The sequence below is a fragment of the Arthrobacter arabinosi genome (assembly GCF_054511115.1).
Genome location: NZ_JBTNDF010000001.1, coordinates 1 through 20,311, shown reverse-complemented (window position 1 = coordinate 20,311; position 20,311 = coordinate 1). Strand labels below are relative to the sequence as shown.

Genomic DNA, 20,311 nt, shown 5'->3' with positions numbered 1-20,311 from the left:
TTCGACAGCTTTTTTGATAAGCGGGTAACGAACTGCACGATGAGCCCCCGAACGTCGGGACGCTCTCAGGGTTAGGAAATCACAATGGCTACTGGCACAGTGAAATGGTTCAACGCCGAAAAGGGCTTCGGCTTCATCGCTCCCGAGGACGGCGGCGCTGACGTGTTCGCCCACTTCTCCGCGATCAACTCGAACGGCTACCGTTCCCTCGAAGAGAACCAGAAGGTCAACTTCGAGACCACCCAGGGCCCCAAGGGTCCCCAGGCCGAGAACATCACCGTTCTCTAGCTTCCCCCACACCGCCTGGCGGTAAGGGTCCGAAAGCCACCGTGCGGCGCAAGCCCGCGGTGGCTTTCTGCTGTGCCGGGCCGCCCGGCGCAGGATGCGCCCGCCGAGACGATAGGTTGAACGGTATGAGTTTCACGCAGGGCTACAACGACGACCTCCGTCTCGCGCACATCATGGCGGACTCGGTGGACGACCAGACCATGTCGCGCTTCAAGGCCCTCGATCTGCGGGTGGAGACCAAGCCGGACCTGACCCCGGTGACGGACGCCGACAAGAGCGCCGAGGAGGCCATCCGCGGTCAGCTCTCCCGGGCCAGGCCCCGGGACGCCGTCCTCGGCGAGGAGTTCGGGAGCACGGGCTCCGGCTCGCGCCGCTGGGTGATCGACCCGATCGACGGCACCAAGAACTTCGTGCGCGGCGTCCCGGTGTGGGCCACGCTCATCTCGCTCATCGACGACGGCAAGCCCGTCGTCGGTCTGGTCAGCGCCCCCGCGCTGGGCAAACGCTGGTGGGCGGCCCAGGGTACCGGTGCCTACACCGGGAAGTCCCTGGCCGCAGCCCAGCGCCTCCGGGTCTCCAACGTCTCCCGCCTCGAGGACGCATCGCTCTCCTACTCCAGCCTGGGCGGCTGGCGCGAGCGCGGCACGCTCGCCGAATTCGTGAACCTCGCGGACCGGGTGTGGCGCACGCGGGCGTACGGAGACTTCTGGTCCTACTGCCTCGTGGCGGAGGGAGCCGTGGACATCGCGTGCGAACCGGACCTGAACCTGTACGACATGGCGGCGCTCGTGCCGATCGTCACCGAGGCCGGGGGTCGGTTCACCTCCCTCGACGGCGAGGACGGACCTCACGGCGGCAACGCCCTCGCGACCAACGGCACCCTGCACAGCGAGGTCCTGCGGACCCTCAACCCCGATGTGGATGACCTGCTCTAGCAGCACGCGCGGCCCGGCAGGCAGTCCATGGTGAAGGGCGGTCCGTCCCTCGGGGCGGCGCGCCGCAGGGACCTGGCCGGCGCGTACCTGACCGGAGCCGGGCGCTACGATCGCGTACGCCCGGGCTACCCCGACGCCGTCGCCGACTGGATCGTCCCCGCGGAGGCCCGCCGCGCCGCCGACGTCGGCGCCGGAACCGGGCTCTTCACAGGACTGCTCGTCGGGCGCGGGCTCGCTGTGACGGCGGTGGACCCCTCCGGGGACATGCTGGCCGTCCTCGCGAACCGGCTGCCCGGTGTGCCCGTCGTCCGGGGCACGGCCGAGCACTGCCACCTCCCCGACGCCTCCGTGGACCTGCTCACCCTGGCACAGGCGTGGCACTGGTGCGATCACGGCGCGACGGTCAGGGAGGCCGCCCGGGTCCTGACCCCGGGGGGCCGCCTCGCCCTCCTGTGGAACCAGCTCGACGTCTCGGCGCCGTGGGTGCACCGCCTGTCCCGGATCATGCACGCCGGAGACGTGTTCTCGCCCTCCTACCGTCCCGCGTTCGGGCCGGACTTCGAGGCGCCCGAGGACCTCGTGGTGCACTGGACCCAGGAGCTGGACGTCCCCGGCGTCCTCGACCTCGCCCGGTCCCGCAGCTACTACCAGCGGGCCGCCCCGGCGCTCCGGGCGCGCGTGGAGGCGAATCTGACGTGGTACCTCACCGACTACCTCGCCTTCGCCCCGGATGCCTCCCTCCGGCTGCCCTACTACACGCATGCGTGGCGGGCGCGCCTGCGTGCGGCCTGACGTCCCCCTACACTGGTCGGGACCTGTAACGCCTGTGCCATGCCAGCTGAACGGAGAGCCTTGATGACCACTCTCGGACTGGAGGAGGAGTACCTGCTCCTCGACCCGACGTCGGGTCTGCCCACCCCTCGGGCGGCCGAGGTCGAGGACCTGCTCGAAGCGCATCCCGAGGTCGGATCCGACGAGATCCAGCGCGAACTGCTCTCCTGCCAGATCGAGACGGCCACCCCGGTGTGCTCCACGCTGACGGAGGCGGAGGAGTCGCTGCTGAACTTCAGGAGGAGGTTCGCGGATGCGGCGGCCCGCACGGGGAGCATCGGCGCGGCGACGGGCACGGCACCCTGGATCCCCCAGTCCTATCCGGAACTCACCGACAAACAGCGCTACGAGGACCTCCGTGCCAGTGCACCCGGAATCGTCGGCGACCAGTTCGTCAACGGCCTGCACGTGCACGTGGGCATCCCCGACCAGGAACGGGGCGTGCAGGCCCTCAACCGGATCCGGCCGTGGATCCCCCTGCTGGCTGCCCTCAGCGTGAACTCCCCGTACTGGCTGGGCCGGGACAGCGGATTCGACAGCTGGCGGGTCATCCACTACCGCCGCTGGGCGGTGCAGGGCGTGGCCCCGTACTTCGCCGACGCCGCCGACTACGAGCGCAGGATCACGCGCCTCGGCGCCACGGGCGCGATCCTCGACCGCGGCGTCCTCACCTGGGTCGCACGGCTCTCCGACCACTACCCCACGCTCGAGCTCAGGGCGTGCGACGTCCAGCTCGAGGCCCAGGACTCGGTGCTCCTCGGCGCCCTGACGCGTGCGCTCGTCGTCACCGAGCTCGAGGCGGCCGAGGCGGACACCGCCCCGCTCGTCCCGGACCCGGAGCTGCTGGACGCCGCCCTCTGGCAGGGAGCCCGCGACGGGATCGGGCGCCACCTCGTGGACCTCGCGACCGGGGAGCCGGTGCCTGCGGGACAGCACCTCGCAGCCTTCCTCGAGTACATCGGCCCCGCGCTGGAGGCCGAGGGCGACACTGACTGGGTGAAGGCGGGCATCGAGACCGTCGCGCACCGCGGCACCGGCGCCCAGCGGCAACGCCGCGCCATGCACGACGGCGGCACCGCGGCGCTGCTGGCCCTTTATCAGCAGACGCTCACGTTCGAGCCGTAGCGGCCTCAGGCGGGCTCTGCGAAGGGATCGGGGAAGGCCGGGGTGGGCTCCCCGGTGATGGCCGCCCGGTTCGAGTACGGTTGCTGTCCGTGCTCGTCCTTCACCCCGTAGGCGCGGGCCACTTCCGCGGCCACCAGCGGCAGGCCCGTGAGACGCAGCACGTCCGGGTCGGCTGCAAGTGCAACGACGGTCCGTCCGACGAAGAGGGGCGTCTCGCGATTCCTCTCGTGCTCGAAGTACTCGATGTTCGCGAGCACGCTCTCGGTGAGGACCAGTCCCGGATAGAGGGACACGGACGCGACGCCGTGCGGTTCGAGGTCCACGGCCATGTCCGCCGCCAGGCGGTCGATGGCGGCGTGCGCCACCCCGTAGGGCACGGGCGGCACGAAGACCCGGCCGGCGAAGGACGAGAGGGTGAGGATCAGCCCCTTGCCGGTTCTGACCAGGAGCGGCGCAGCGAACGACGACGCCACATAGTGCGCGCGCAGCCCTGTTCGGTGCATCGAATCCCAGAGGGACAGGCGCTGCTGCCAGAACGGGCCCGGAGTGACATCGCTGCCGTCCGTGAACCGTTCGTAGCCGCCCCAGGCGCTGTTGACCAGCACATCGAGGCGGCCCTGCTCGGAGTCGATCCGGGCGATCGCGGCCTCCAGCCGGCCGTCGTCGTTCACGTCGAGTCCGAGGGGGATCCCGGTGCCGCCCGCCTCGGTGATGAGGCGCGCAGTCTCGAGGATGGTTCCCGGCAGCCGCGAAGGCGCTGTGCCTTCGACTGTCGTCCGACCGCCGACGTACACGATGGCTCCCGCCTCGCCGAACGCCCGGGCGATACCCTTGCCCACGCCACGGCTGGCGCCGGTGACGAAGACGACCTGCGGGCTCGGACCGGTCATGGGGTAGCAGCGCGGAACTCGATCAGCAGGCTCTGCTCGGGCAGCAGCACCGGCGCCTGGAGGCCGGCCTGCGCGAGGGCCCGGCCGGACAGCCGCAGGGGCGCGCCGTCGAGGGCCCGCTGCAGCCAGGCCAGAGGCGACTGCCCGTTCCCGGGGTGCCCCTCCTCCGGGACGGCCGGCCGCACCTCGTACAGCGCGTCGGGGTCCAGGCCGGGGAAGGTCAGGGGGCCCGGCGGGTAGCTCGCACTCGACGCGGTGAGCGAGTAGCCGAAGAGGGCGCGGCGCCGGTCCCGGGACACGATGCCCCGCAGGTCCATCGCCGGATCGGGGGAATCGGCGTGCACCACGGTCCCGCGGTGCAGGTCGTCCCGCCAGGACCGGTGCAGCCCGACGTAGCGGGCGAGGACCGCGTACTCCCCCTCGGTGAGGTGGGAGATGTCCCACTCGATGCCGAAGTGGCCGAAGATCGCGGTGGCGGCCCGGAACGGCAGCGTGTGGGCCCGCCCGGTCGAATGCGAGACGGGACCTCCGATGTGCATGCCCATGAGTTCCGGTGGGACGACGAGCCCCGTGTACTTCTGGTTCACGAGCCGTTCGATCGGGTCGATGCAGTCGCTCGTCCAGATGCGGTCCGTCCGCGCGAGGATCCCGAGGTCCACCCGCGCGCCGCCCGAGGCGCAGCTCTCGATCTCGAGGCCGGGGTGGCGGCGGCGGAGCTCGTCGAGCAGCCGGTACAGCGCCTCGACGTGCCGGTGGACGGCGGCCTGGCCCGTCCGTGCGTCCGCGGCCTCGAGCAGGTCCCTGTTGTGGTCCCACTTGACGTAGGCGATGTCATTGCTCGACAGGATGTCGTCGAGGCGTTCGAGGATGTACGCGTAGGCGTCGGGATTCCCCAGGTTCAGCACCTGCTGCTGGCGGCCGGGCAGGGGCAGGCGGCCTTCCGCCTGCAGGATCCACTCCGGATGGGCGCGCGCCAGGTCCGAGTCGGTGTTGACCATCTCGGGTTCGAACCAGAGCCCGAATTCCATGCCCAGGTTCCGCACGTGGTCGATGATCGGCGCCAGCCCGTCCGGCCACACCGTCTCGTCCACGAACCAGTCACCGAGGCTGGAGGTGTCGTCGCGCCGGCCCCGGAACCAGCCGTCGTCGAGCACGAACCGTTCGACGCCGAGGGACGCCGCGCGGTCGGCGAGGGCGAGCAGGCGCGGGAGGTCCAGCGCGAAGTAGACGGCCTCCCACGTGTTGAGCGTGACCGGACGGGCCCGCTGCGGGTGGGAGGACCGGGCCCGGAGGTCCTCGTGGAACCGGCCGGACAGCTCGTTCAGGCCGTGCCCCCAGGATCCGACGGCGGGCGGGGTCGTGTAGCTCTCCCCGGGCGCCAGGACCACCTCGCGGGGTGAGAGCACCTCGCCGGCGGCGAGGAACACGGAGCCCGCAGGGGTCTTCTCGGCCAGTACCTGCTGGTTGCCGCTCCACGCCAGGTGGAGGCCCTGGACGAGGCCCTGTTCGAACCCGAAGCCGCGGCTGCCCGCCGCCAGGAGGACCGTGGCGTCGGCGCCCGGCCTGCCGCGCCTGCTCGTGCGCGTGTAGGTGCCGGTGGTCAGGTCGTGGCGCTGCGGGGACCGTTCGCGGAGGTGCCGTCCGGTGGTGTCGAGGATCTCGGCCGCCGTGTGGTGCAGCGGGAAGAAGAGATTGAGTGCGCGCACCTCGTAGTCGTCGTCGCCCGTGTTCGTGAGTTCCAGGCGCTGCGTGAAGAGGCCCGACGCCGTGAGACCCAGCCGGGCGCGCACGGAGAGCCCGGCGTCGTCGTCACGCGCCTCGACGAGCGCGCCGTCGGGCTGCCGCTCCATGGACGTCACCGTGAACCGCGGGTAGAGCTGGGCGCCGGCGCGGTCGCCGGTCAGTCCCGGCGTCCCCTGCCACCCCGTGGATTCGAGCGGGAGGAGGGTCAGGAGGGCCGGGACGTCGATCCCGCCAGACACGCGCTGGGGCTGGTGCGCGGCGGTGAGCGCGCGTAGCTCCTCGGGGCCCACCTCGCCGAGGTCCGGACCCCAGTAGGCGATGGTCGGCATGCCGTGGGGATGCGGATCGAGCACCACGCTGGTGCCCCCGCGCGAGAGGTGGAGGGGTTGGGAGGTCATTGCTTATTTTTAGCGTGTAAATAAGCCGCCGGGCAAGACGACTACCGGGTGCGGGTGTCCCGCCGCAGGAGGCCGACGATCAGGGACAGGAGGCCGAGCAGGAGCGGGAGCAGGGTGTAGAGCGTGTGGGTCCCGCCGACGTAGCTCATGACGAAGATGTACACGAATGTGCCTCCCACGAGGATCCAGCCGAGCACGATCAGGCCCCGGCCCCGTCGGGGCGGCGGCAGTGGAGGGAGCCACGACGGCGGCCTGTCAGTCCAGCTCATGGGCCCAGTGTAGATCGCGCTCCCGGTGCCGCGCCCGTGAGTGACCGATCAGTAGGACGGCGCCGCGGGGATGGACATGTAGTGCTCGAGCGTCGGCAGCCCATGGGCGCGCATCTCGGAGGAGATGGTGGTGCCGACGTAGCGCAGGTGCCAGGGCTCGTACGAGTACCCGGTGACCGGGGTCTGGCCCTGCGGGTAGCGGATGATGAATCCGTACCGCCACGCGTTCTGTGCCGCCCATGCCCCCGCCGGCGTACCCGCGAAGCATTCCTGCAGTCCGCACGCGCCGTTGCTGTTGCCGATGTCGACGGCGAGGCCCGTCTGGTGTTCGCTGTAGCCCGGACGGGCGGAGATGAGGTCCGCCGTCGCCTGCCCGTACTGGTTGACGTAGGAGGCGTAGAGGGAGGCCTGCGTGTCGTAGGAGCGGTAGCCGCTGACAGGGACCATCCCGACCCCACTGGCCCGGGCTGCGGCGAGCAGCCGCGAGAACTGCTGGGCGGCGTCACTGCGGAGCAGGGGTCCCTCGACGCCCACGAGCGGCGCGGGGACGTAGCGTGCCGGGTTCAGCGGCCGGCGCTTGTTGACGACGACCACCGACGACGATGCGACGTCGATGTGCCGGGCGATCCGCGCTCCGCCTCCCGGGGACCAGGAGATGACCCCGCGCTGGTAGGTCTGCGTGCACGCACCACCGGTGCACGATTCGTCGGTCACCGGGTAGCCGAGGGCACCGTTCTCGAAGTTGGTGGAGGCCCAGGCCGCGCGGATCGCGCCGACGGAGATCCTCGCGCCGGTCGTCGGCGACCAGATGATCGAGCCGCCCTGGTAGTTCTGGTAGCAGCCGCCGCCGCGCAGCCCGCAGACCTCGTTCGTGGTCGGGTAACCGAGCCGTCCGTTCTCGAACCCCGAGCGCGCCCACGCCCCACGGATCGCGCCCCACGTCGCCCGTCCGCCGGTGGCCGGGGACCAGTGGACCGAACCGCCCTGGAAGCTCTGGTAGCACCCGCCGTTCTTCAGCCCGCACACCTCGGATCCGGTGGGATAGCCGAGCTTGCCGTTCTCCCAACCGGTCCGGGCCCAGGCTGTACGGATGCCGCCCCAGGTCGGCTGGGCTCCGGTGGCCGGGGACCAGTGGATGGAACCGGCCTGGAAGCTCCGGTAGCAGCCGCCCCCCGCAGCCCGCAGGTCTCCGGGGACGTCGGGGCGCCGAGGCGTCCGGACGCACCGCCGAGTTGAGCGTACTTCGCGTCGATCGCCGTCACCGCCTGGGCCGCCGGAGCTGCGACGACGGTGCCCGCCAGGAGGAACATGCAGGTGAGCACGGCGAGCAGGTACGCGGCGATGCGCCTCATGATGACCCCTCGGACTCGACGACCCTGCTCACAGGGTAGGCGCCCCGGACAGCGGCGACAAGGCTTCGGCAGCAGGAGACGACGAAGCGCCCCGCCGGGTACCGGCGGAGCGCTTCATCAGTGGTGGAGATGGCGGGAATTGAACCCGCGTCCGATGCAGTGTAGTCAGGGCTTCTCCGGGCGCAGTTCGCGTCGGTTTTTCTCGGCTTCAGCCATCGTGCGAACGAGTGGCTGCCAAGCCCAGTTGTATAAGAGTCCCCCCGGTCCCTACAACGAGGACCGGGAGCAGTGGCCCTCTAAATGACGCCAGTATCCGGGGCGAGAGCAAACCCGGGCTGACGGACTAGCTAGGCTGCTTAGGCAGCGAGAGCGAAGTCAGTGCGCTTTTGTTCGGCACTTATTGTTTTACAAGGAGCGTTTACGAGATAACCCTGTATCCTCGGCCCGCTTCCCCTGTCGCGACTAACATCGTCGAAACCTGTCATCCCCATGTTCAGTTATCAAACGGTTCCTGCCCTGTCCGGCCCAGGGCCGTCCAGTTCCTCCACTGTACCGTACCGGCCCTCCCTCCGGCAGGACGTCGCCGGAGGGAGGTCCGGGCTACTGCCCCAGCGGGACGCCGAGGATGACGACGGGAGACTGCCAGAGGCGCACGACCACGAAGGCGAGGGTGACGAACGCGATGCCGAGGGCGGCCAGTGCCGTGGTCGCCGCCTGCTTCCGGCGGAATCCCCACCAGAAGATGGCCCCGTTCAGCACCAGCAGGACGGGCGAGACCCAGACGAGGAGCTGCGCGAAGAAGACGTAGACGAGGAAGACGAACGGGATCAGCGACAGGATCCCGACCGGCACCACGACGAGCAGCAGGATCAGGTCCACGAGGGCGCCGACCGTCACCCACCAGGGCCGCCTGTACCTCAACTCCGACGGCTCTGGGCCTTCGTCCTCCTGGGTCTCCCAGAAGATGTCGCTCATGCCCCGAGGTTCTTCTCTCGCATGGCGCGCAGCGCCTCCCGGTTGTCCTGCTTCTCCCGCAGGGTCTGGCGCTTGTCGTAGTCCCGCTTGCCGCGGGCGACGGCGATCTCCACCTTGGCCCTGCCGTTCAGGAAATAGAGCTGCAGGGGGACGAGGGTGAAGCCGGACTCACGGATCTTCTGCGAGATCTTCGTGAGTTCCTCCCGGTGCAGCAGGAGCTTCCTCCGGCGACGTGCCGCGTGATTGGTCCAGCTGCCCTGCGAGTACTCGGAGATGTGGATGCCTTCGAGCCAGAGCTCGTCGTTGTAGAAGACCGCGTAGCCGTCCACCAGGGATGCGCGTCCGGCCCGCAGGGACTTGACCTCGGTGCCCATCAGGGCGAGGCCTGCCTCGTAGGTGTCGAGCACGGCGTAGTCGTGGAAGGCCTTCCGATTCGTGGCCACCACTTTCCGGCCACTTTCCTTCGGCACGGCTGTTCTCCTTCCAGCGACACTGTCGCGGACGGCGGCCCGCGGGTGGACAGTGCCTTCCATCCTACGACCCGAGCAGACCCAGCGGGTCCACGAGCTCCCCGTTCAGCATCGTCTCGAAGTGCAGGTGGCAGCCCTTGGAGTTGCCCGTGGAGCCCGCGTAGCCGATCAGCTGACCCGCGCTGACCCGCTGCCCGACCGAGACCACGGAACTCGTGAGGTGGTAGAAGTTGGTCGCGAGTGCGTCGCCTCCGATCACCCCGTGGTTGAGGACGATCCGGTTGCCGGCGCCGAGCAGGGCGTCCGAGTCCGCGTACCAGACCTCCCCGGCGGCCGGCGCGTAGAGCGGCGTCCCGCAGGCCACCCCGTAGTCGACGCCCGTGTGGACGTAGCCGCCGGTGCCGTTGAAGTCGATGGTTCCCACCGGCGTCGGCCGCCAGCCGAAGCCGGACGAGATCGGGGCGCCGACCGGGGACTGCAGGTTGAAGCCGCTCGGGCTCGACGGCGCGGCGACCGGAGGGTCGGGGACGACGGGAACGACGGGCACCACGGGGACGACGGGCACTACCGGGGCGACGGCCCGTGGTTGCACCGGCGCGGGCGCCGGCTTGTTCGCGGCGGCAGCCTCCGCGGCGCGGCGGGCCGTCTCGGCGGCTGCAGCGGCTTCGGCGTCGGCTCTCCGACGGGCCTCCTCGGCGGCGGCCGCCGCCTCCGCTTCGGCGCGGACGCGTTCCTGTTCCGCCTTCCGGCGGGCCTGCTCGGCCTTCTGCCGGGCCTCCTCCGCCTTGCGCGCCTCCTCGATCTGGAGGCGCTGGCGCTCCGCGATGTCCGCGTTCACCTGCTGCTGCGCCTTCTCGACGCCGGCCAGCCTGGCCTCAATGACGGGTTTCTGTTCCTGGAGCTTCGCGGACAGCGCCGAGGTGTCGGCCACGAGTTCGTCCACCTTGGCCTTCTCCCCTGCGGCGGCGTCGCGCGCGGACTGCTCGGCGGCGAGGGCGGCATCCGCCTTCTCCTTCAGCCGGGTGATCTCGGCCTCGACCGCGGTGAGGCGCGCCTGGCTGTTCGCGTTCGTCGCGTTCTGCTCGGAGAGTCGTTCCATCGCCGCGTTCTGGCTGCGCAGCGCGTGGTCCACCATGTCCATGGACCGGGTGAAGTCCTCGACGCCGTCGGCGCCCAGGAGCAGCGACACGTTGGTGGGGACGCCGCCGTTCTTGTACGCCTCGGTGGCGATCTGGCCGATGACCTCGCGTGTCTCGTCCATCTCCTGCCGGTCGGCGCGCAGCTCCTCGGTGATCTTCGTCTTCGTCTCCTGCGCGATGTCGACGCGCACGGCGAGGGCGCCGACCTCGTCCGTCGCGGTCTCGACCCGGCCCTGCGCCTCCGCGAGGGACTGCTGTGCTGCGGGGAGCCGGCCCTGGTACGTCCTGAGCGCACCGATGGTCTCGGCGATGTCCTCGTCGAGGTATTCCATCGACTGCTGGACCTCGGCGACCTCGTTCTCCAGTGCGCTCCTGCGGTCCTCGAGCTCGTCCGCGGCCACCGGCGTACTGAAGCCGAGGGCGAGCACCGCGACCAGCGCGATCGCCGTCGCCGCGGTGCCGCAGACGAGGCGGGCCGGCCGATCCTGCCGTACCCACCATGGTCCTGACGAGCGCTGGTGTCCGCTGGGGCTGGGCGTCATCATCGTCAGACCTTCACGTATCGGCGGAGGGTGAGCAGGGAGGAGATCCCTGCGAGGACGGCGCCGAGCAGGATCAGCGCCGGGGCCAGGAGCAGGACCTGCTGGGAGGAGATGAACGCCGTCTGGGGGAAGGTGTTCACGAGCCAGCCGTCGATCAGGAGGCGCGACGCACCCCAGAGCGTCGCCGACGCGAGGATCGCCCCGATGACCGCGGCGATCACCCCTTCGAGGACGAACGGGAGCTGGATGACGGCCTTGGACGCGCCGACGAGGCGCATGATGCCGGTCTCCCGGCGCCGGCTGAAGGCCGAGAGGCGGATGGTCGTCGCGATCAGCAGGATCGCGCAGAACGTCATGATGCCGGCGATCGCGAGCGCGACGACGGACGCCCAGTTCATGTAGCGGAAGATCGCTTCGAGGAAGTCCCGCTGGTCGCTCACCGCGTCCACGCCCGGCTCGGAGGAGAAGGCCTCGCTGATGACCTCGTACTTCTCGGCGTCGACGAGGCCGACGCGGAAGGATTCCGGCAGCTGGTCCGCGGACACGGAGTCGACGATGGGCGAGTTCGCGAACTGGTCGCGGAAGTGGACGAGCGCCTCCTCCTGCGACTCGTGGGTGACAGTATCCACGTAGGGCGCGAACTGCTCGGACTCGAGCTTCGCCTCGATCGCCGCGCGCTGGTCATCGGTCACGGGTCCGGTGGCGCAGCTGGTCTCGGAGGAGTTGTCCACGCAGAGGTAGATCGTGACCTGGACGCGGTCGTACCAGTAGCCCTTCATCTGGTTGATCTGCAGCTGGAACAGGCCGGCGGCGCCCACGAAGGTCAGCGAGATGAAGGTCACCAGGATGACCGACGTGACCATCGAGAGGTTGCGGCGGATTCCCGAGCCGATCTCGGACAGGATGAACGCGATCCTCATCCGGCCATGGCTTCGGGCCGGCCGACGTAGATGCCGCGGGCGTCGTCGCGCACGAGCGACCCGCTACGGAGTTCGACGACACGCTTGCGCATCGTGTTCACGATGTCGTCGTCGTGCGTGGCCATGACGACCGTCGTGCCGTTCTGGTTGATCGTGTCGAGGATCTTCATGATGCCCATGGAGGTCGTCGGGTCGAGGTTGCCGGTGGGCTCGTCGGCCAGCAGGATGCCGGGGCGGTTGACGACCGCGCGCGCGATCGCGACGCGCTGCTGCTCGCCGCCGGAGAGTTCGTGCGGCATGCGGTGGTCCTTGCCCTCGAGGCCCACCGTCGCGAGGACATCGGGCACGGTGTCGCGGATGACGGCACGGCTCTTGCCGATCACCTGCATCGCGAAGGCGACGTTCGCGAAGACGGTCTTGTTGGGGAGGAGGCGGAAGTCCTGGAAGACGACGCCGATCCCCCGGCGCAGGCGGGGCACTCGCCAGCTGGGGATGTTCGCGACGTTCTGGCCGGCCACGTAGACGGCACCCCTGGAGGCCCGGTCCTCCCTGAGGACCAGGCGGATGAAGGTCGACTTACCGGAGCCGGATGCGCCGACGAGGAAGACGAACTCACCGCGGTCGATGTCGAGGGAGACGGCATCGAGGGCGGGCTGCGACGTGGTGTCGTAGGTCTTCGTGACGCTGTCGAATCTGATCATGATCACTCTGCACCCGTGGATCGCCGGGCACGGGCATTGGCTGGGGGAAGGGGGCGCCGGCTCCTCGACTATAACGACTCGTCGGGGGACGTCCTCTACCTCTGCGGCGTGTCGCGGGCAAGAGCCTGATCGGAAAACAAGTGGTTTGCGCCGGAAGACGCGTAGCCCTAGGTGGCGTCGTTGCGGTTGTTGGTGCGCCAGCGGATGCCGGCGTCGATGAAGTCGTCGATCTCGCCGTCGAACACCGACGACGTGTTGCCGACCTCGTGGTTGGTCCGCAGATCCTTGACCATCTGGTACGGGTTGAGCACGTAGGAGCGCATCTGGTCGCCCCAGGATGCCTTGACGTCACCCGCGAATGCCTTCTTCTCGGCGTCCTCCTGCTCCTTCTTCAGCAGCAGGAGCCGGGACTGGAGCACGCGCATGGCCGCGGCCCGGTTCTGGATCTGCGACTTCTCGTTCTGCATGGAGACCACGACCCCGGTGGGCAGGTGCGTCAGGCGCACCGCCGAGTCCGTCGTGTTGACCGACTGCCCGCCCGGGCCCGAGGACCGGAAGACGTCGACGCGGATCTCGTTGTCCGGGACCTCGATGACGTCCGTTCCCTCGATCAGGGGGATGACCTCGACCGCGGCGAACGAGGTCTGGCGGCGGCCCTGGTTGTCGAAGGGGCTGATGCGGACGAGCCGGTGCGTCCCGGCCTCCACCGACAGCGTGCCGAAGGCGTAGGGAGCCTTGACCTCGAACGTCGCGGATTTCAGCCCCGCCTCCTCCGCGTAGGAGGTGTCGAGGACCTGCGTGGGGTAGCCGTGGCGTTCGGCCCATCGGAGGTACATGCGCAGCAGCATCTCGGCGAAGTCGGCGGCGTCCACGCCTCCGGCACCGGAACGGATGGTGACGACGGCCTCACGCTCGTCCCACTCGCCGGCCAGCAGCGTGACGATCTCGAGGGTGTCGAGGGACTTGCCGAGCGAGACGAGCTCCCGCTCGGCTTCGGCGAGGGTGTCCTCGTCGCTCTCGTCCTGCGCGAGCCCCACGAGGACTTCGAGGTCGTCGATCCGGCTCTCGAGGGTCTGGAGCCGCTCGAGGGCGGACTGCCGGTGCGACAGCTTCGAGGTGACCTTCTGGGCCGCGGCGGGATCGTCCCAGAGGTCCGGGGCTCCCGCTTCCTCGCTCAGTTCGTCGATGTCCTTGCGTATTCCCTCGACATCGGAAACCTGCTCGATGGACTGGTACTTGGCGCGGAGGGCGCGGATCTCTGCGGGAAAATCAGTGGTTGCCATGGTCCTTCCAGCCTACGTCATGGGCTCTCCCGCCCGCCTACCGGACCAGCTCCGCGCGGGCGTCCGCCCGGGCGACGATCGGGATGCCGGCAGGCACCAGGAAGTTGACGATGGGCGGGCGGACGACGGCGGTGATGACGACCCGCGCGGTCCGCCCGTCGTCCGCGCCGGTGGACGGATCGATGGACAGCCGCTCGAAGCGGGTCGCGGCGCCCGTGGCGGCGAGGTAGCCTGCCACCGACTCCTCCACACCGCGGCTCTGCAGGGCCGGAAGGGGCGTCGTCGGGCTCCCTCCGCCTCCTCCGACGTCGATGCTGTAGTTGTCGGCCGCCGCCAGCGCTGCGCCGTCTGCGACCGACAGCAGCTTCTTGTGCTCGATGTAGACGGCGGACACGGCGAGGACGACCGTCACGACCAGGAGGCAGATGAGGAGGTACCCGATGACCAGGACACCGATCTGCCCCTCCTCGGCGCGGTCGGCCGGCGTGCCTGCGCTGCCTGTTCTGCCTGCGCTGCCTGCTCTGCCTGCGCTGTGGACGGCGCGCCTCATCCGAAGCGCTCGACGATCTGCGTCGACGTGGCGCCGACAGTGGCGGCCGACGGGTGGGTTCCCGCGATGGCGGGGATCAGCGGGAGTGGGACGTCGAGGCGGACGACGACGGTCACGCTCGTCCCCGGCCCGAGGCAGTCCTCGCTGCAGGTGATGTCCACTGCGGCCTCCTCCGGGCTGAAGCCGAAGTCGGCCAGCGCGAGGCCGGCGGCCTCGCGTGCCCTCGCGTCGGCGTCCTGCGGCGTGGTGGCATCCACGTAGACCTTCGCCGCTTGGTCGGCCGCCCCGACGACGGCGAAGGAGCCGCCCTGGAGCCGCCCTACCGTCAGGACGAGGTAGACGACCGGCACGAGCAGCAGCACCCCCAGGAACACGAACTCGACGACGGCGCTGCCGTGCTCCTCCCGGACGCGGCGGAGCCGGAGGCCCGGACGGACGCCGGCTCCTGTGCCGGCACGGCCGCCGGACGGTTCGGGGGTCACCTCAGGACGGAAGCGCCGCATGGCCCCGCACCTCCATGACCCCTGCGGGTCCGACCAGCCCGATGACCGGCAGCGGAGCGCGCACGATCACCTCGAGGGTCCTCACGCCGCCGACCGTGCTCTCGCCGACGGAGATGTCCGATCCGTAGGAGTCGGCGAGCGACCCACGGATCAGCTCCTCGGCGCGTCCTACGGCGTCCTGCGGGGAGCGATCCGCCAGCGTGCCGTACCGGGCTCCGGAGGCGGCGGCGTCGATGAGCGTGTTCCGCACGTGGAGGACGAGGGCCAGCTGGATGACCGCGATGAAGATGACCGTCAGCAGGCCTCCGACCAGGGCGAAGTCGACGACCGCCGCACCATGCTCCCGATCCTCGTGACGTGCGCCGCGGGTACGGGCATCCGGCTCCGCGTAGGCCATGACCTAGCGGGACACCTGATCGATCGCCTGGTTGAACAGGCCTTCGAGGGCCGGGCCCGCGATGGCCAGCAGGGCCGCGACGAGAACCGCGGACATCAGCGTGATCATCACCCAGCCGGGGACATCACCCCGTTCCCGGTCGCCGGACCGGGCCAGCAGGACCGCCGCGGCGTTCAGGAACAGCTGAATGAGGTGCGAGGAGCGGGTCGGGATGTTCATGGTGTTTCCCTTCGTCGTAGTGGGTGCAGGATCAGAAGCCGAGATTGATCAGGGCGATGCCCGGGTAGACGGCGAAGAGGACGGTCAGCGGCAGGACGCCGAACACCAGCGGCACCATCATGGCGATCTCCTTCTTGCCGGCGGACTCCATCAGCTCGCGCTTCGCGAGGTCGCGGACATCCTGCGCCTGGGCGCGCAGGACGTCCGCGAGGGGCGTGCCGCGCTGCACCGCGACCGTGATGCCGTCGACGAAGCGCGCGAGCGGGGCCAGGCGTGTCCGGTGCGAGAACTCCTGGAGTGCCTCCACGAGCGGCGTGCCGGCGCGTGTCGCGGCGAGCACGAGGGCGAATTCGCCGGCGAGCTCCCCCGCCGCCGTCCTGCAGATGCGCTCGAGCGCGCCCGTGGTGCTCTCCCCCGCCGAGACGGCGAGGGCCATGAGCTCCGCGAGGCTCGGGAACTCGGCGAGCATGCGCGCCTCCCGCCTCCTGATCTCGGTCGAGAGCATGTAGTCGCGGCCGACGAAGCCGGTGACGGCGCAGACGAGGATGATCACGACCGCGAGCGGCACGTTGACCGAGCCCGACGCCGCCAGGAGCACCGCGACCAGCGTCGATGCGGCGAGTCCGCCGGCGGCCCAGAGCAGCTGCTGGGCCCGGAAGTCTGCGGCGGTCTGCGCCCGCCCGGCCTGGGCGAGCCTGCGGGTGAGTGTGGCGGCCGCCGGGTTGAAACGGTGCGACCACGCCACGGCGTCGGCGAGCAGGGGCCGGACGATGCGTTCGAGCGGCCCGAAGGGCGTCACGTTGCCCGGCGAGTCCGCCAGCAGCCTGGACCGCACGTCCACGGCACGCAATTGGGGCGCGATGCGCTGCGTCAGCGTGATCGCGCGCATCACCGGGAGCCGGACGAGGACCAGCCACAGGCCCATGCCGAGCAGGAGACCGCACAGCATCGCCAGGGCGACCGTCGGCGTCACCGGAGCACCCGCTCGTCCTCGGGCAGGGCGCCGATGCGGAGCATGACGCGGTAGCAGACGACGGACACGACGAGCCCGCCCAGCAGGACCACCGCGCCGCCCGCCGTATTGTAGGCGCGCACTGCCTCCGGACGCGTGGACAGGAGCATGAGGACGAACCAGGGTGCCGCGACGGCCAGGCGTGCCGCGTTGATCGTCCAGGACTGCCGCGCCTCCAGTTCGCTGCGTGTACGGGCGGCGTCGCGCAGGAACTCGGACAGTGTGCCCAGAAGGCGGCCGAGGTCCGATCCGCCCACCTCCCGCGTCATGCGGAGCGCCTCGACGATGCGATCCGCGACGGGGTCCGCCAGCCGTTCCTTGAGCCGGTCGAGGGAGTCGTCGAACCGTCCGCCCGCCCGATAGTCTGCCCCGAAGGCCCGGAAGGCGGCCCTCAGCTCGAGGGGTCCCTTGTCGCCCAGCTGGATCAGGGCCTCGGGCAACGACAGCCCGGCACGGATCGCCGACCGGAGATGGTCCACGACGTCGGGCCACAGCTCGCGGAGCGAGGCGGTGCGCCTGGCTGCGCGCCACTTCACGATCGAGAACGGCATGAACCCGCCGAACAGTGCGAAACACAGCGCGATGGGCGCCGAACCGGTCAGCACGAACCCGATGAGCAGCACGACCAGCCCGGTTGCCCCGCAGGATGCGAGCAGTCCCCGGGCCGAGACCCGCTCCACTCCCGCACGCAGGAGCAGGTCGTCGAAGGGTCGCCGCCGTGCGTGGACGGGGCGTTCCCTCACGGGCCGCTCCCAGCACGACCACCAGATCAGGAACAGGCCCACGCCGAGGCCGACCCCCGCCGCGGTCGTCACGCCCGCCCGCCCAGGAGGGATGAGACGTCCACGCCGGCGGCGGCGAACTTCTCCTCGGCGGGCATGCCACTGGCCGTCACCTCGAGGCTTCCGTCGATCCGCGTGAAGACCGGGGAGGATTCGATGACCCCGTTCTCCACGCGCCGTCCCAGCGCCAGGATCTCCGTGACCCGACGCCGGCCGCCGGGTAGTCGTGCGCAGTGGACCACGAGGTCGATGCAGGAGGCGACGGTCGGCACCACGAAGCTGCTGGAGATGTTCTCGCCCGCCAGGAGCGGGAGGGTACAGATCTTCGTGACGGCGTCGTGCGCACTGTTGGCGTGGACGGTGCACATCCCGGGGAGTCCACTATTGAGGGCGATGAGCATGTCGAGGCTCTCGGCCTCGCGCACCTCGCCCACGATCAGCCGGTCCGGCCGCATGCGGAGGGCCTCCTTGACGAGGCGCCGCAGGGGTATCTCCCCGTGGCCCTCGAGGTTGGGCTGGCGGCACTGCAGACCGACGACGTCGCGCAGGGGCAACTGCAGTTCGAAGATCTCCTCGACGGTGATGACCCTCTCCCGCGGGCCGATGGATGCTCCCAGGCAGTTGAGCATGGTCGTCTTGCCGGCCTGGGTGGCTCCGGACACCAGGATGTTCAGGCCGCTCGCGACGGCCACCCCGAGGAACCGTGCGGACTGGGGGGACAACGTGCCCAGCTCCACGAGGTGCTCGAGCCTCGAGGCACGCGCGATGAACTTCCTGATGTTCACGGACCAGTGGTTGCGAGTCACATCCGGGATCACGACGTGCAGCCTGGAACCGTCGGGCAGGGACGCATCGACGAACGGGGAGGACAGGTCGAGGCGCCGTCCGGAGGACTTCAGCATCTTCTCCACCAGGTCCCGTACCTGCTGGTCGGTCAGCGAGAGTGCCGTGAGCTCCGACTCCCCGTCCCGGGCGACGTAGATCTCCGACGGGGCGTTGATCCAGACCTCCTCGACGGTCGGATCATCGAGCAGGGGCTGCAGTGCACCGAATCCGGCGACGGCGTCGTAGATCTGCTTGCGTGCGGCGTCCAGCCGTCCGAGCGGCGGAAGGACTCCGAGCACCGAGCGCTCCTCGTAGTCGGCGACGGCGTCGTGGACCAGGAGTTGCACCTCGCCGACCTGACGGGCGGGATCGAGGCCGCGTCTGCGGATGAGTTCCCGCACCTCGTCCTCGACCAAGCGAACAGCATCCATTGATGTCCCCCATGTATCCGCACGCCGGCAGCGACGTGCCGATCGGGCCCGGAATTGCTTCCGCGGTCCTCACCCTACTGAAGAGGAGCGTGCCCGAGAAGAGCGGGCGGGGTTTGTGCACAACGGGTCCGGACGAGACGACAATCACAGCTGTCACAGCTGCGCAAGAACGACACGCCAAGGCGGATACGGGCGGAAGCGCAGCTTTTGCCTAAGATTCCGGTTTCACTTCCGAAACGTTGGTCACGTTGGTAACAGAGCGGTTAGTCTCCGAGGAATTCATCCGCCTGGCTGACGCCCGGATTCTGCTGGAGAAACCCGTGACCCTGCCCTCCCCCGCCCGGCTCCTCTGCGCGGCTCTGCTGTCCTTCGGACTCCTCGGCAATGCGGTTCCCGCCGTAGGTCTCGTCGCACCCCAAGCACCGCCCGCGACGGCGACGGCAACAGTCCCCGAGCGGGACGAAGCGGAGCCGCGGCCTTCCATCCAACCAGTTCCCAGCGGCACGGTTGGACCCTCCCCAAGTACGTCGCCGTCAACGAAGTCCCCAGCGGCCCGGGAAATCCCTGCCGTTGATAGACCCGGACCGGTCGCGACAGATTCGCCTGAGCCTGCAAATACGAGCGGCGAGGTCGTTCCCTACGCGCAGCTTGTCGCGAGCCCGACGAGCCAGGCCGAGATGGCGGGACGACTAGGAGCAAGCCTCGGGCAGGGCCTCTCACGCATCCGCGAGCATGACAACCCGCAGGTGCCGACGGAGGAGGAGACTGAACTCCTGAATCTGCTCGACGAGGGCAAGACAATCGACGAGGCAGCAGCTCAGGTAAATGACGCCTCAGCACCGAGCGTGAACTCTGCAGCGGTTGCGCCCGAGACCGTCAGTCAGCAAGCATCTACCCCCTCTTCGATGGCGACCAATTTTTGGAAGCCGACTGGCACCCTAGGAATCGACGTGAGCAGTCACCAGGGTGAGAACGTCAACTGGTCGGGTGCGTGGTCCTACGGATCGCGGTTCGCCTACGTGAAAGCGACCGAGGGCACTTACTACAAGAACGAGTTCTTTAGCAGGCAGTACTCGGGCGCTGGCGGTCAGGGCATGCTTCGTGGTGCGTACCACTTCGCGACACCCAACACGACAAGCGGTGCAGAACAAGCCCGGTTCTTCGTCGCCAACGGGGGCGGATGGAGCGCTGATGGCGCCACGCTTCCACCGCTTCTCGACATCGAGTACAACCCTTACTCATCCCTCGGGAATAGCTGCTACAACATGAGCCCCAGCCAGATGGTCAACTGGGTGCGGGACTTCTCAAACACTATGCAGTCCCTCACGGGCCGCCTCCCAATGATTTACTCCACCACGGACTGGTGGAACACCTGCACCGGCAGTTCTACAGCGTTCAGCGATCATCCGCTCCATATTGCCAGCTACAGCAACAACGGACCAGGAGCCCTTGCTGCCGGGTGGGCGTCCTACGCTCTCTGGCAGTACACGGATAAGGGTCCGGTCGTAGGGGACTGGAACCAGTGGCCGGGGACAATTGTCAGCCTCCAAGCATTTGCGTCGAACACCAGCGAGTCTTCCTCTGCACTTGCGCCAATTTTTGCGGCTGCTGCGTCGAAGACGTCGGGAATGGGTTCGGCGACGGGTCCAGTGACCTGCGGACTCTACGGCGGCGGCTGCTACCAGCCCTTCACCGGCGGCAACATCTACTACACCCCCACCACCGGAGCCC

22 protein-coding genes and 1 other RNA gene are annotated in these 20,311 nt (G+C 69.4%); 5 read left to right on the top strand and 18 right to left on the bottom strand.

Annotated features, from left to right (window positions below):
* Window positions 1-84 precede the first annotated feature (84 nt).
* The 4 genes from ACX80P_RS00115 (at window position 85) to ACX80P_RS00100 (ending at window position 3,179) form a co-directional block, all read left to right on the top strand.
* Window positions 85-288, top strand: coding sequence for a cold-shock protein (locus tag ACX80P_RS00115; RefSeq protein ID WP_043446208.1), 204 nt, complete (start codon window positions 85-87; stop codon window positions 286-288).
* 125 nt (window positions 289-413) lie between these two features.
* Window positions 414-1,223 (top strand): histidinol-phosphatase, encoded by an 810-nt coding sequence (gene hisN / locus ACX80P_RS00110; RefSeq protein WP_459275991.1) that lies wholly within the window; start codon window positions 414-416, stop codon window positions 1,221-1,223.
* 27 nt (window positions 1,224-1,250) lie between these two features.
* Window positions 1,251-2,015: a class I SAM-dependent methyltransferase gene (locus ACX80P_RS00105; RefSeq protein WP_459275989.1), complete on the top strand. Its 765-nt coding sequence runs from the start codon at window positions 1,251-1,253 to the stop codon at window positions 2,013-2,015.
* A 63-nt stretch (window positions 2,016-2,078) separates the two neighbouring features.
* Window positions 2,079-3,179, top strand: a complete 1,101-nt coding sequence (locus ACX80P_RS00100) for a carboxylate-amine ligase (protein ID WP_459275988.1) — start codon at window positions 2,079-2,081, stop codon at window positions 3,177-3,179.
* A 5-nt stretch (window positions 3,180-3,184) separates the two neighbouring features.
* Here ACX80P_RS00100 and ACX80P_RS00095 read toward each other — a convergent pair whose 3' ends face one another.
* The 18 genes from ACX80P_RS00095 to ACX80P_RS00010 all read right to left on the bottom strand — a co-directional run bounded on the left by ACX80P_RS00095 (window position 3,185) and on the right by ACX80P_RS00010 (window position 18,580).
* Window positions 3,185-4,069: an SDR family NAD(P)-dependent oxidoreductase gene (locus ACX80P_RS00095; RefSeq protein WP_459275986.1), complete on the bottom strand. Its 885-nt coding sequence runs from the start codon at window positions 4,067-4,069 to the stop codon at window positions 3,185-3,187.
* A complete protein-coding gene (locus tag ACX80P_RS00090) occupies window positions 4,066-6,210 on the bottom strand; it encodes an alpha-galactosidase (protein ID WP_459275985.1) in 2,145 nt (714 codons plus the stop codon). The genes ACX80P_RS00095 and ACX80P_RS00090 overlap by 4 nt, the downstream gene beginning before the upstream one ends.
* A 41-nt stretch (window positions 6,211-6,251) precedes the next feature.
* A complete protein-coding gene (locus tag ACX80P_RS00085) occupies window positions 6,252-6,479 on the bottom strand; it encodes a hypothetical protein (RefSeq protein WP_459275984.1) in 228 nt (75 codons plus the stop codon).
* Between the two features lie 48 nt (window positions 6,480-6,527).
* Entirely contained in the window at window positions 6,528-7,505 is a 978-nt protein-coding gene (locus ACX80P_RS00080) for a D-alanyl-D-alanine carboxypeptidase family protein (RefSeq protein ID WP_459275983.1), read from the bottom strand.
* Between the two features lie 447 nt (window positions 7,506-7,952).
* Window positions 7,953-8,320, bottom strand: a transfer-messenger RNA (tmRNA) gene (gene ssrA, locus ACX80P_RS00075).
* Window positions 8,321-8,431: 111 nt separating this feature from the next.
* On the bottom strand, window positions 8,432-8,806 hold the full coding sequence (locus tag ACX80P_RS00070) for a hypothetical protein (RefSeq protein ID WP_459275982.1): 375 nt from the start codon (window positions 8,804-8,806) through the stop codon (window positions 8,432-8,434).
* Complete coding sequence (smpB, locus tag ACX80P_RS00065; protein ID WP_043446231.1) at window positions 8,803-9,276, bottom strand: SsrA-binding protein SmpB; 474 nt, start codon at window positions 9,274-9,276, stop codon at window positions 8,803-8,805. Before smpB ends, ACX80P_RS00070 begins: the two co-directional genes overlap by 4 nt.
* 64 nt (window positions 9,277-9,340) lie before the next feature.
* Entirely contained in the window at window positions 9,341-10,960 is a 1,620-nt protein-coding gene (locus ACX80P_RS00060) for a M23 family metallopeptidase (RefSeq protein ID WP_459275980.1), read from the bottom strand.
* A 2-nt stretch (window positions 10,961-10,962) separates the two neighbouring features.
* On the bottom strand, window positions 10,963-11,877 hold the full coding sequence (gene ftsX, locus ACX80P_RS00055; RefSeq protein WP_459275979.1) for a permease-like cell division protein FtsX: 915 nt from the start codon (window positions 11,875-11,877) through the stop codon (window positions 10,963-10,965).
* Window positions 11,874-12,578, bottom strand: a complete 705-nt coding sequence (ftsE, locus tag ACX80P_RS00050) for a cell division ATP-binding protein FtsE (RefSeq protein WP_459275978.1) — start codon at window positions 12,576-12,578, stop codon at window positions 11,874-11,876. Before ftsE ends, ftsX begins: the two co-directional genes overlap by 4 nt.
* A gap of 167 nt (window positions 12,579-12,745) precedes the next feature.
* The gene (gene prfB / locus ACX80P_RS00045; RefSeq protein ID WP_459275976.1) at window positions 12,746-13,861 is read right to left on the bottom strand and encodes a peptide chain release factor 2; all 1,116 of its coding nucleotides are present in this window, start codon (window positions 13,859-13,861) and stop codon (window positions 12,746-12,748) included.
* A gap of 37 nt (window positions 13,862-13,898) precedes the next feature.
* Window positions 13,899-14,411, bottom strand: a complete 513-nt coding sequence (locus tag ACX80P_RS00040; protein ID WP_459275975.1) for a pilus assembly protein TadG-related protein — start codon at window positions 14,409-14,411, stop codon at window positions 13,899-13,901.
* Window positions 14,408-14,893, bottom strand: coding sequence for a hypothetical protein (locus ACX80P_RS00035; protein ID WP_459275974.1), 486 nt, complete (start codon window positions 14,891-14,893; stop codon window positions 14,408-14,410). The genes ACX80P_RS00040 and ACX80P_RS00035 overlap by 4 nt, the downstream gene beginning before the upstream one ends.
* A gap of 1 nt (window position 14,894) precedes the next feature.
* A complete protein-coding gene (locus ACX80P_RS00030) occupies window positions 14,895-15,311 on the bottom strand; it encodes a TadE family protein (RefSeq protein ID WP_459275973.1) in 417 nt (138 codons plus the stop codon).
* A 3-nt stretch (window positions 15,312-15,314) separates the two neighbouring features.
* Complete coding sequence (locus ACX80P_RS00025) at window positions 15,315-15,530, bottom strand: hypothetical protein (protein ID WP_459275972.1); 216 nt, start codon at window positions 15,528-15,530, stop codon at window positions 15,315-15,317.
* Between the two features lie 31 nt (window positions 15,531-15,561).
* Window positions 15,562-16,503, bottom strand: a complete 942-nt coding sequence (locus ACX80P_RS00020) for a type II secretion system F family protein (protein WP_459275971.1) — start codon at window positions 16,501-16,503, stop codon at window positions 15,562-15,564.
* Window positions 16,500-17,357 (bottom strand): type II secretion system F family protein, encoded by an 858-nt coding sequence (locus ACX80P_RS00015; protein WP_459275970.1) that lies wholly within the window; start codon window positions 17,355-17,357, stop codon window positions 16,500-16,502. Before ACX80P_RS00015 ends, ACX80P_RS00020 begins: the two co-directional genes overlap by 4 nt.
* On the bottom strand, window positions 17,354-18,580 hold the full coding sequence (locus tag ACX80P_RS00010) for a TadA family conjugal transfer-associated ATPase (protein WP_459275968.1): 1,227 nt from the start codon (window positions 18,578-18,580) through the stop codon (window positions 17,354-17,356). Before ACX80P_RS00010 ends, ACX80P_RS00015 begins: the two co-directional genes overlap by 4 nt.
* 677 nt (window positions 18,581-19,257) lie before the next feature.
* Here ACX80P_RS00010 and ACX80P_RS00005 point away from each other — a divergent pair.
* Window positions 19,258-20,311 (top strand): GH25 family lysozyme (locus ACX80P_RS00005; protein WP_459275967.1); only part of this gene is annotated, 1,054 nt, incomplete at its 3' end.

Bases quoted from the DNA above. Each gene is read 5' to 3' on its own strand.
- ACX80P_RS00105 (WP_459275989.1), top strand. From the start codon at position 1,251: ATGGTGAAGGGCGGTCCGTCCCTCGGGGCGGCGCGCCGCAGGGACCTG.
- ACX80P_RS00100 (WP_459275988.1), top strand. From the start codon at position 2,079: ATGACCACTCTCGGACTGGAGGAGGAGTACCTGCTCCTCGACCCGACG.
- hisN (WP_459275991.1), top strand. From the start codon at position 414: ATGAGTTTCACGCAGGGCTACAACGACGACCTCCGTCTCGCGCACATC.
- ACX80P_RS00115 (WP_043446208.1), top strand. From the start codon at position 85: ATGGCTACTGGCACAGTGAAATGGTTCAACGCCGAAAAGGGCTTCGGC.
- ACX80P_RS00060 (WP_459275980.1), bottom strand. From the start codon at position 10,960: ATGATGACGCCCAGCCCCAGCGGACACCAGCGCTCGTCAGGACCATGG.
- ftsX (WP_459275979.1), bottom strand. From the start codon at position 11,877: ATGAGGATCGCGTTCATCCTGTCCGAGATCGGCTCGGGAATCCGCCGC.
- prfB (WP_459275976.1), bottom strand. From the start codon at position 13,861: ATGGCAACCACTGATTTTCCCGCAGAGATCCGCGCCCTCCGCGCCAAG.
- ACX80P_RS00095 (WP_459275986.1), bottom strand. From the start codon at position 4,069: ATGACCGGTCCGAGCCCGCAGGTCGTCTTCGTCACCGGCGCCAGCCGT.
- ACX80P_RS00010 (WP_459275968.1), bottom strand. From the start codon at position 18,580: ATGGATGCTGTTCGCTTGGTCGAGGACGAGGTGCGGGAACTCATCCGC.
- ACX80P_RS00025 (WP_459275972.1), bottom strand. From the start codon at position 15,530: ATGAACATCCCGACCCGCTCCTCGCACCTCATTCAGCTGTTCCTGAAC.
- ACX80P_RS00040 (WP_459275975.1), bottom strand. From the start codon at position 14,411: ATGAGGCGCGCCGTCCACAGCGCAGGCAGAGCAGGCAGCGCAGGCAGA.
- ACX80P_RS00090 (WP_459275985.1), bottom strand. From the start codon at position 6,210: ATGACCTCCCAACCCCTCCACCTCTCGCGCGGGGGCACCAGCGTGGTG.
- ACX80P_RS00030 (WP_459275973.1), bottom strand. From the start codon at position 15,311: ATGGCCTACGCGGAGCCGGATGCCCGTACCCGCGGCGCACGTCACGAG.
- ftsE (WP_459275978.1), bottom strand. From the start codon at position 12,578: ATGATCAGATTCGACAGCGTCACGAAGACCTACGACACCACGTCGCAG.
- ACX80P_RS00070 (WP_459275982.1), bottom strand. From the start codon at position 8,806: ATGAGCGACATCTTCTGGGAGACCCAGGAGGACGAAGGCCCAGAGCCG.
- ACX80P_RS00085 (WP_459275984.1), bottom strand. From the start codon at position 6,479: ATGAGCTGGACTGACAGGCCGCCGTCGTGGCTCCCTCCACTGCCGCCG.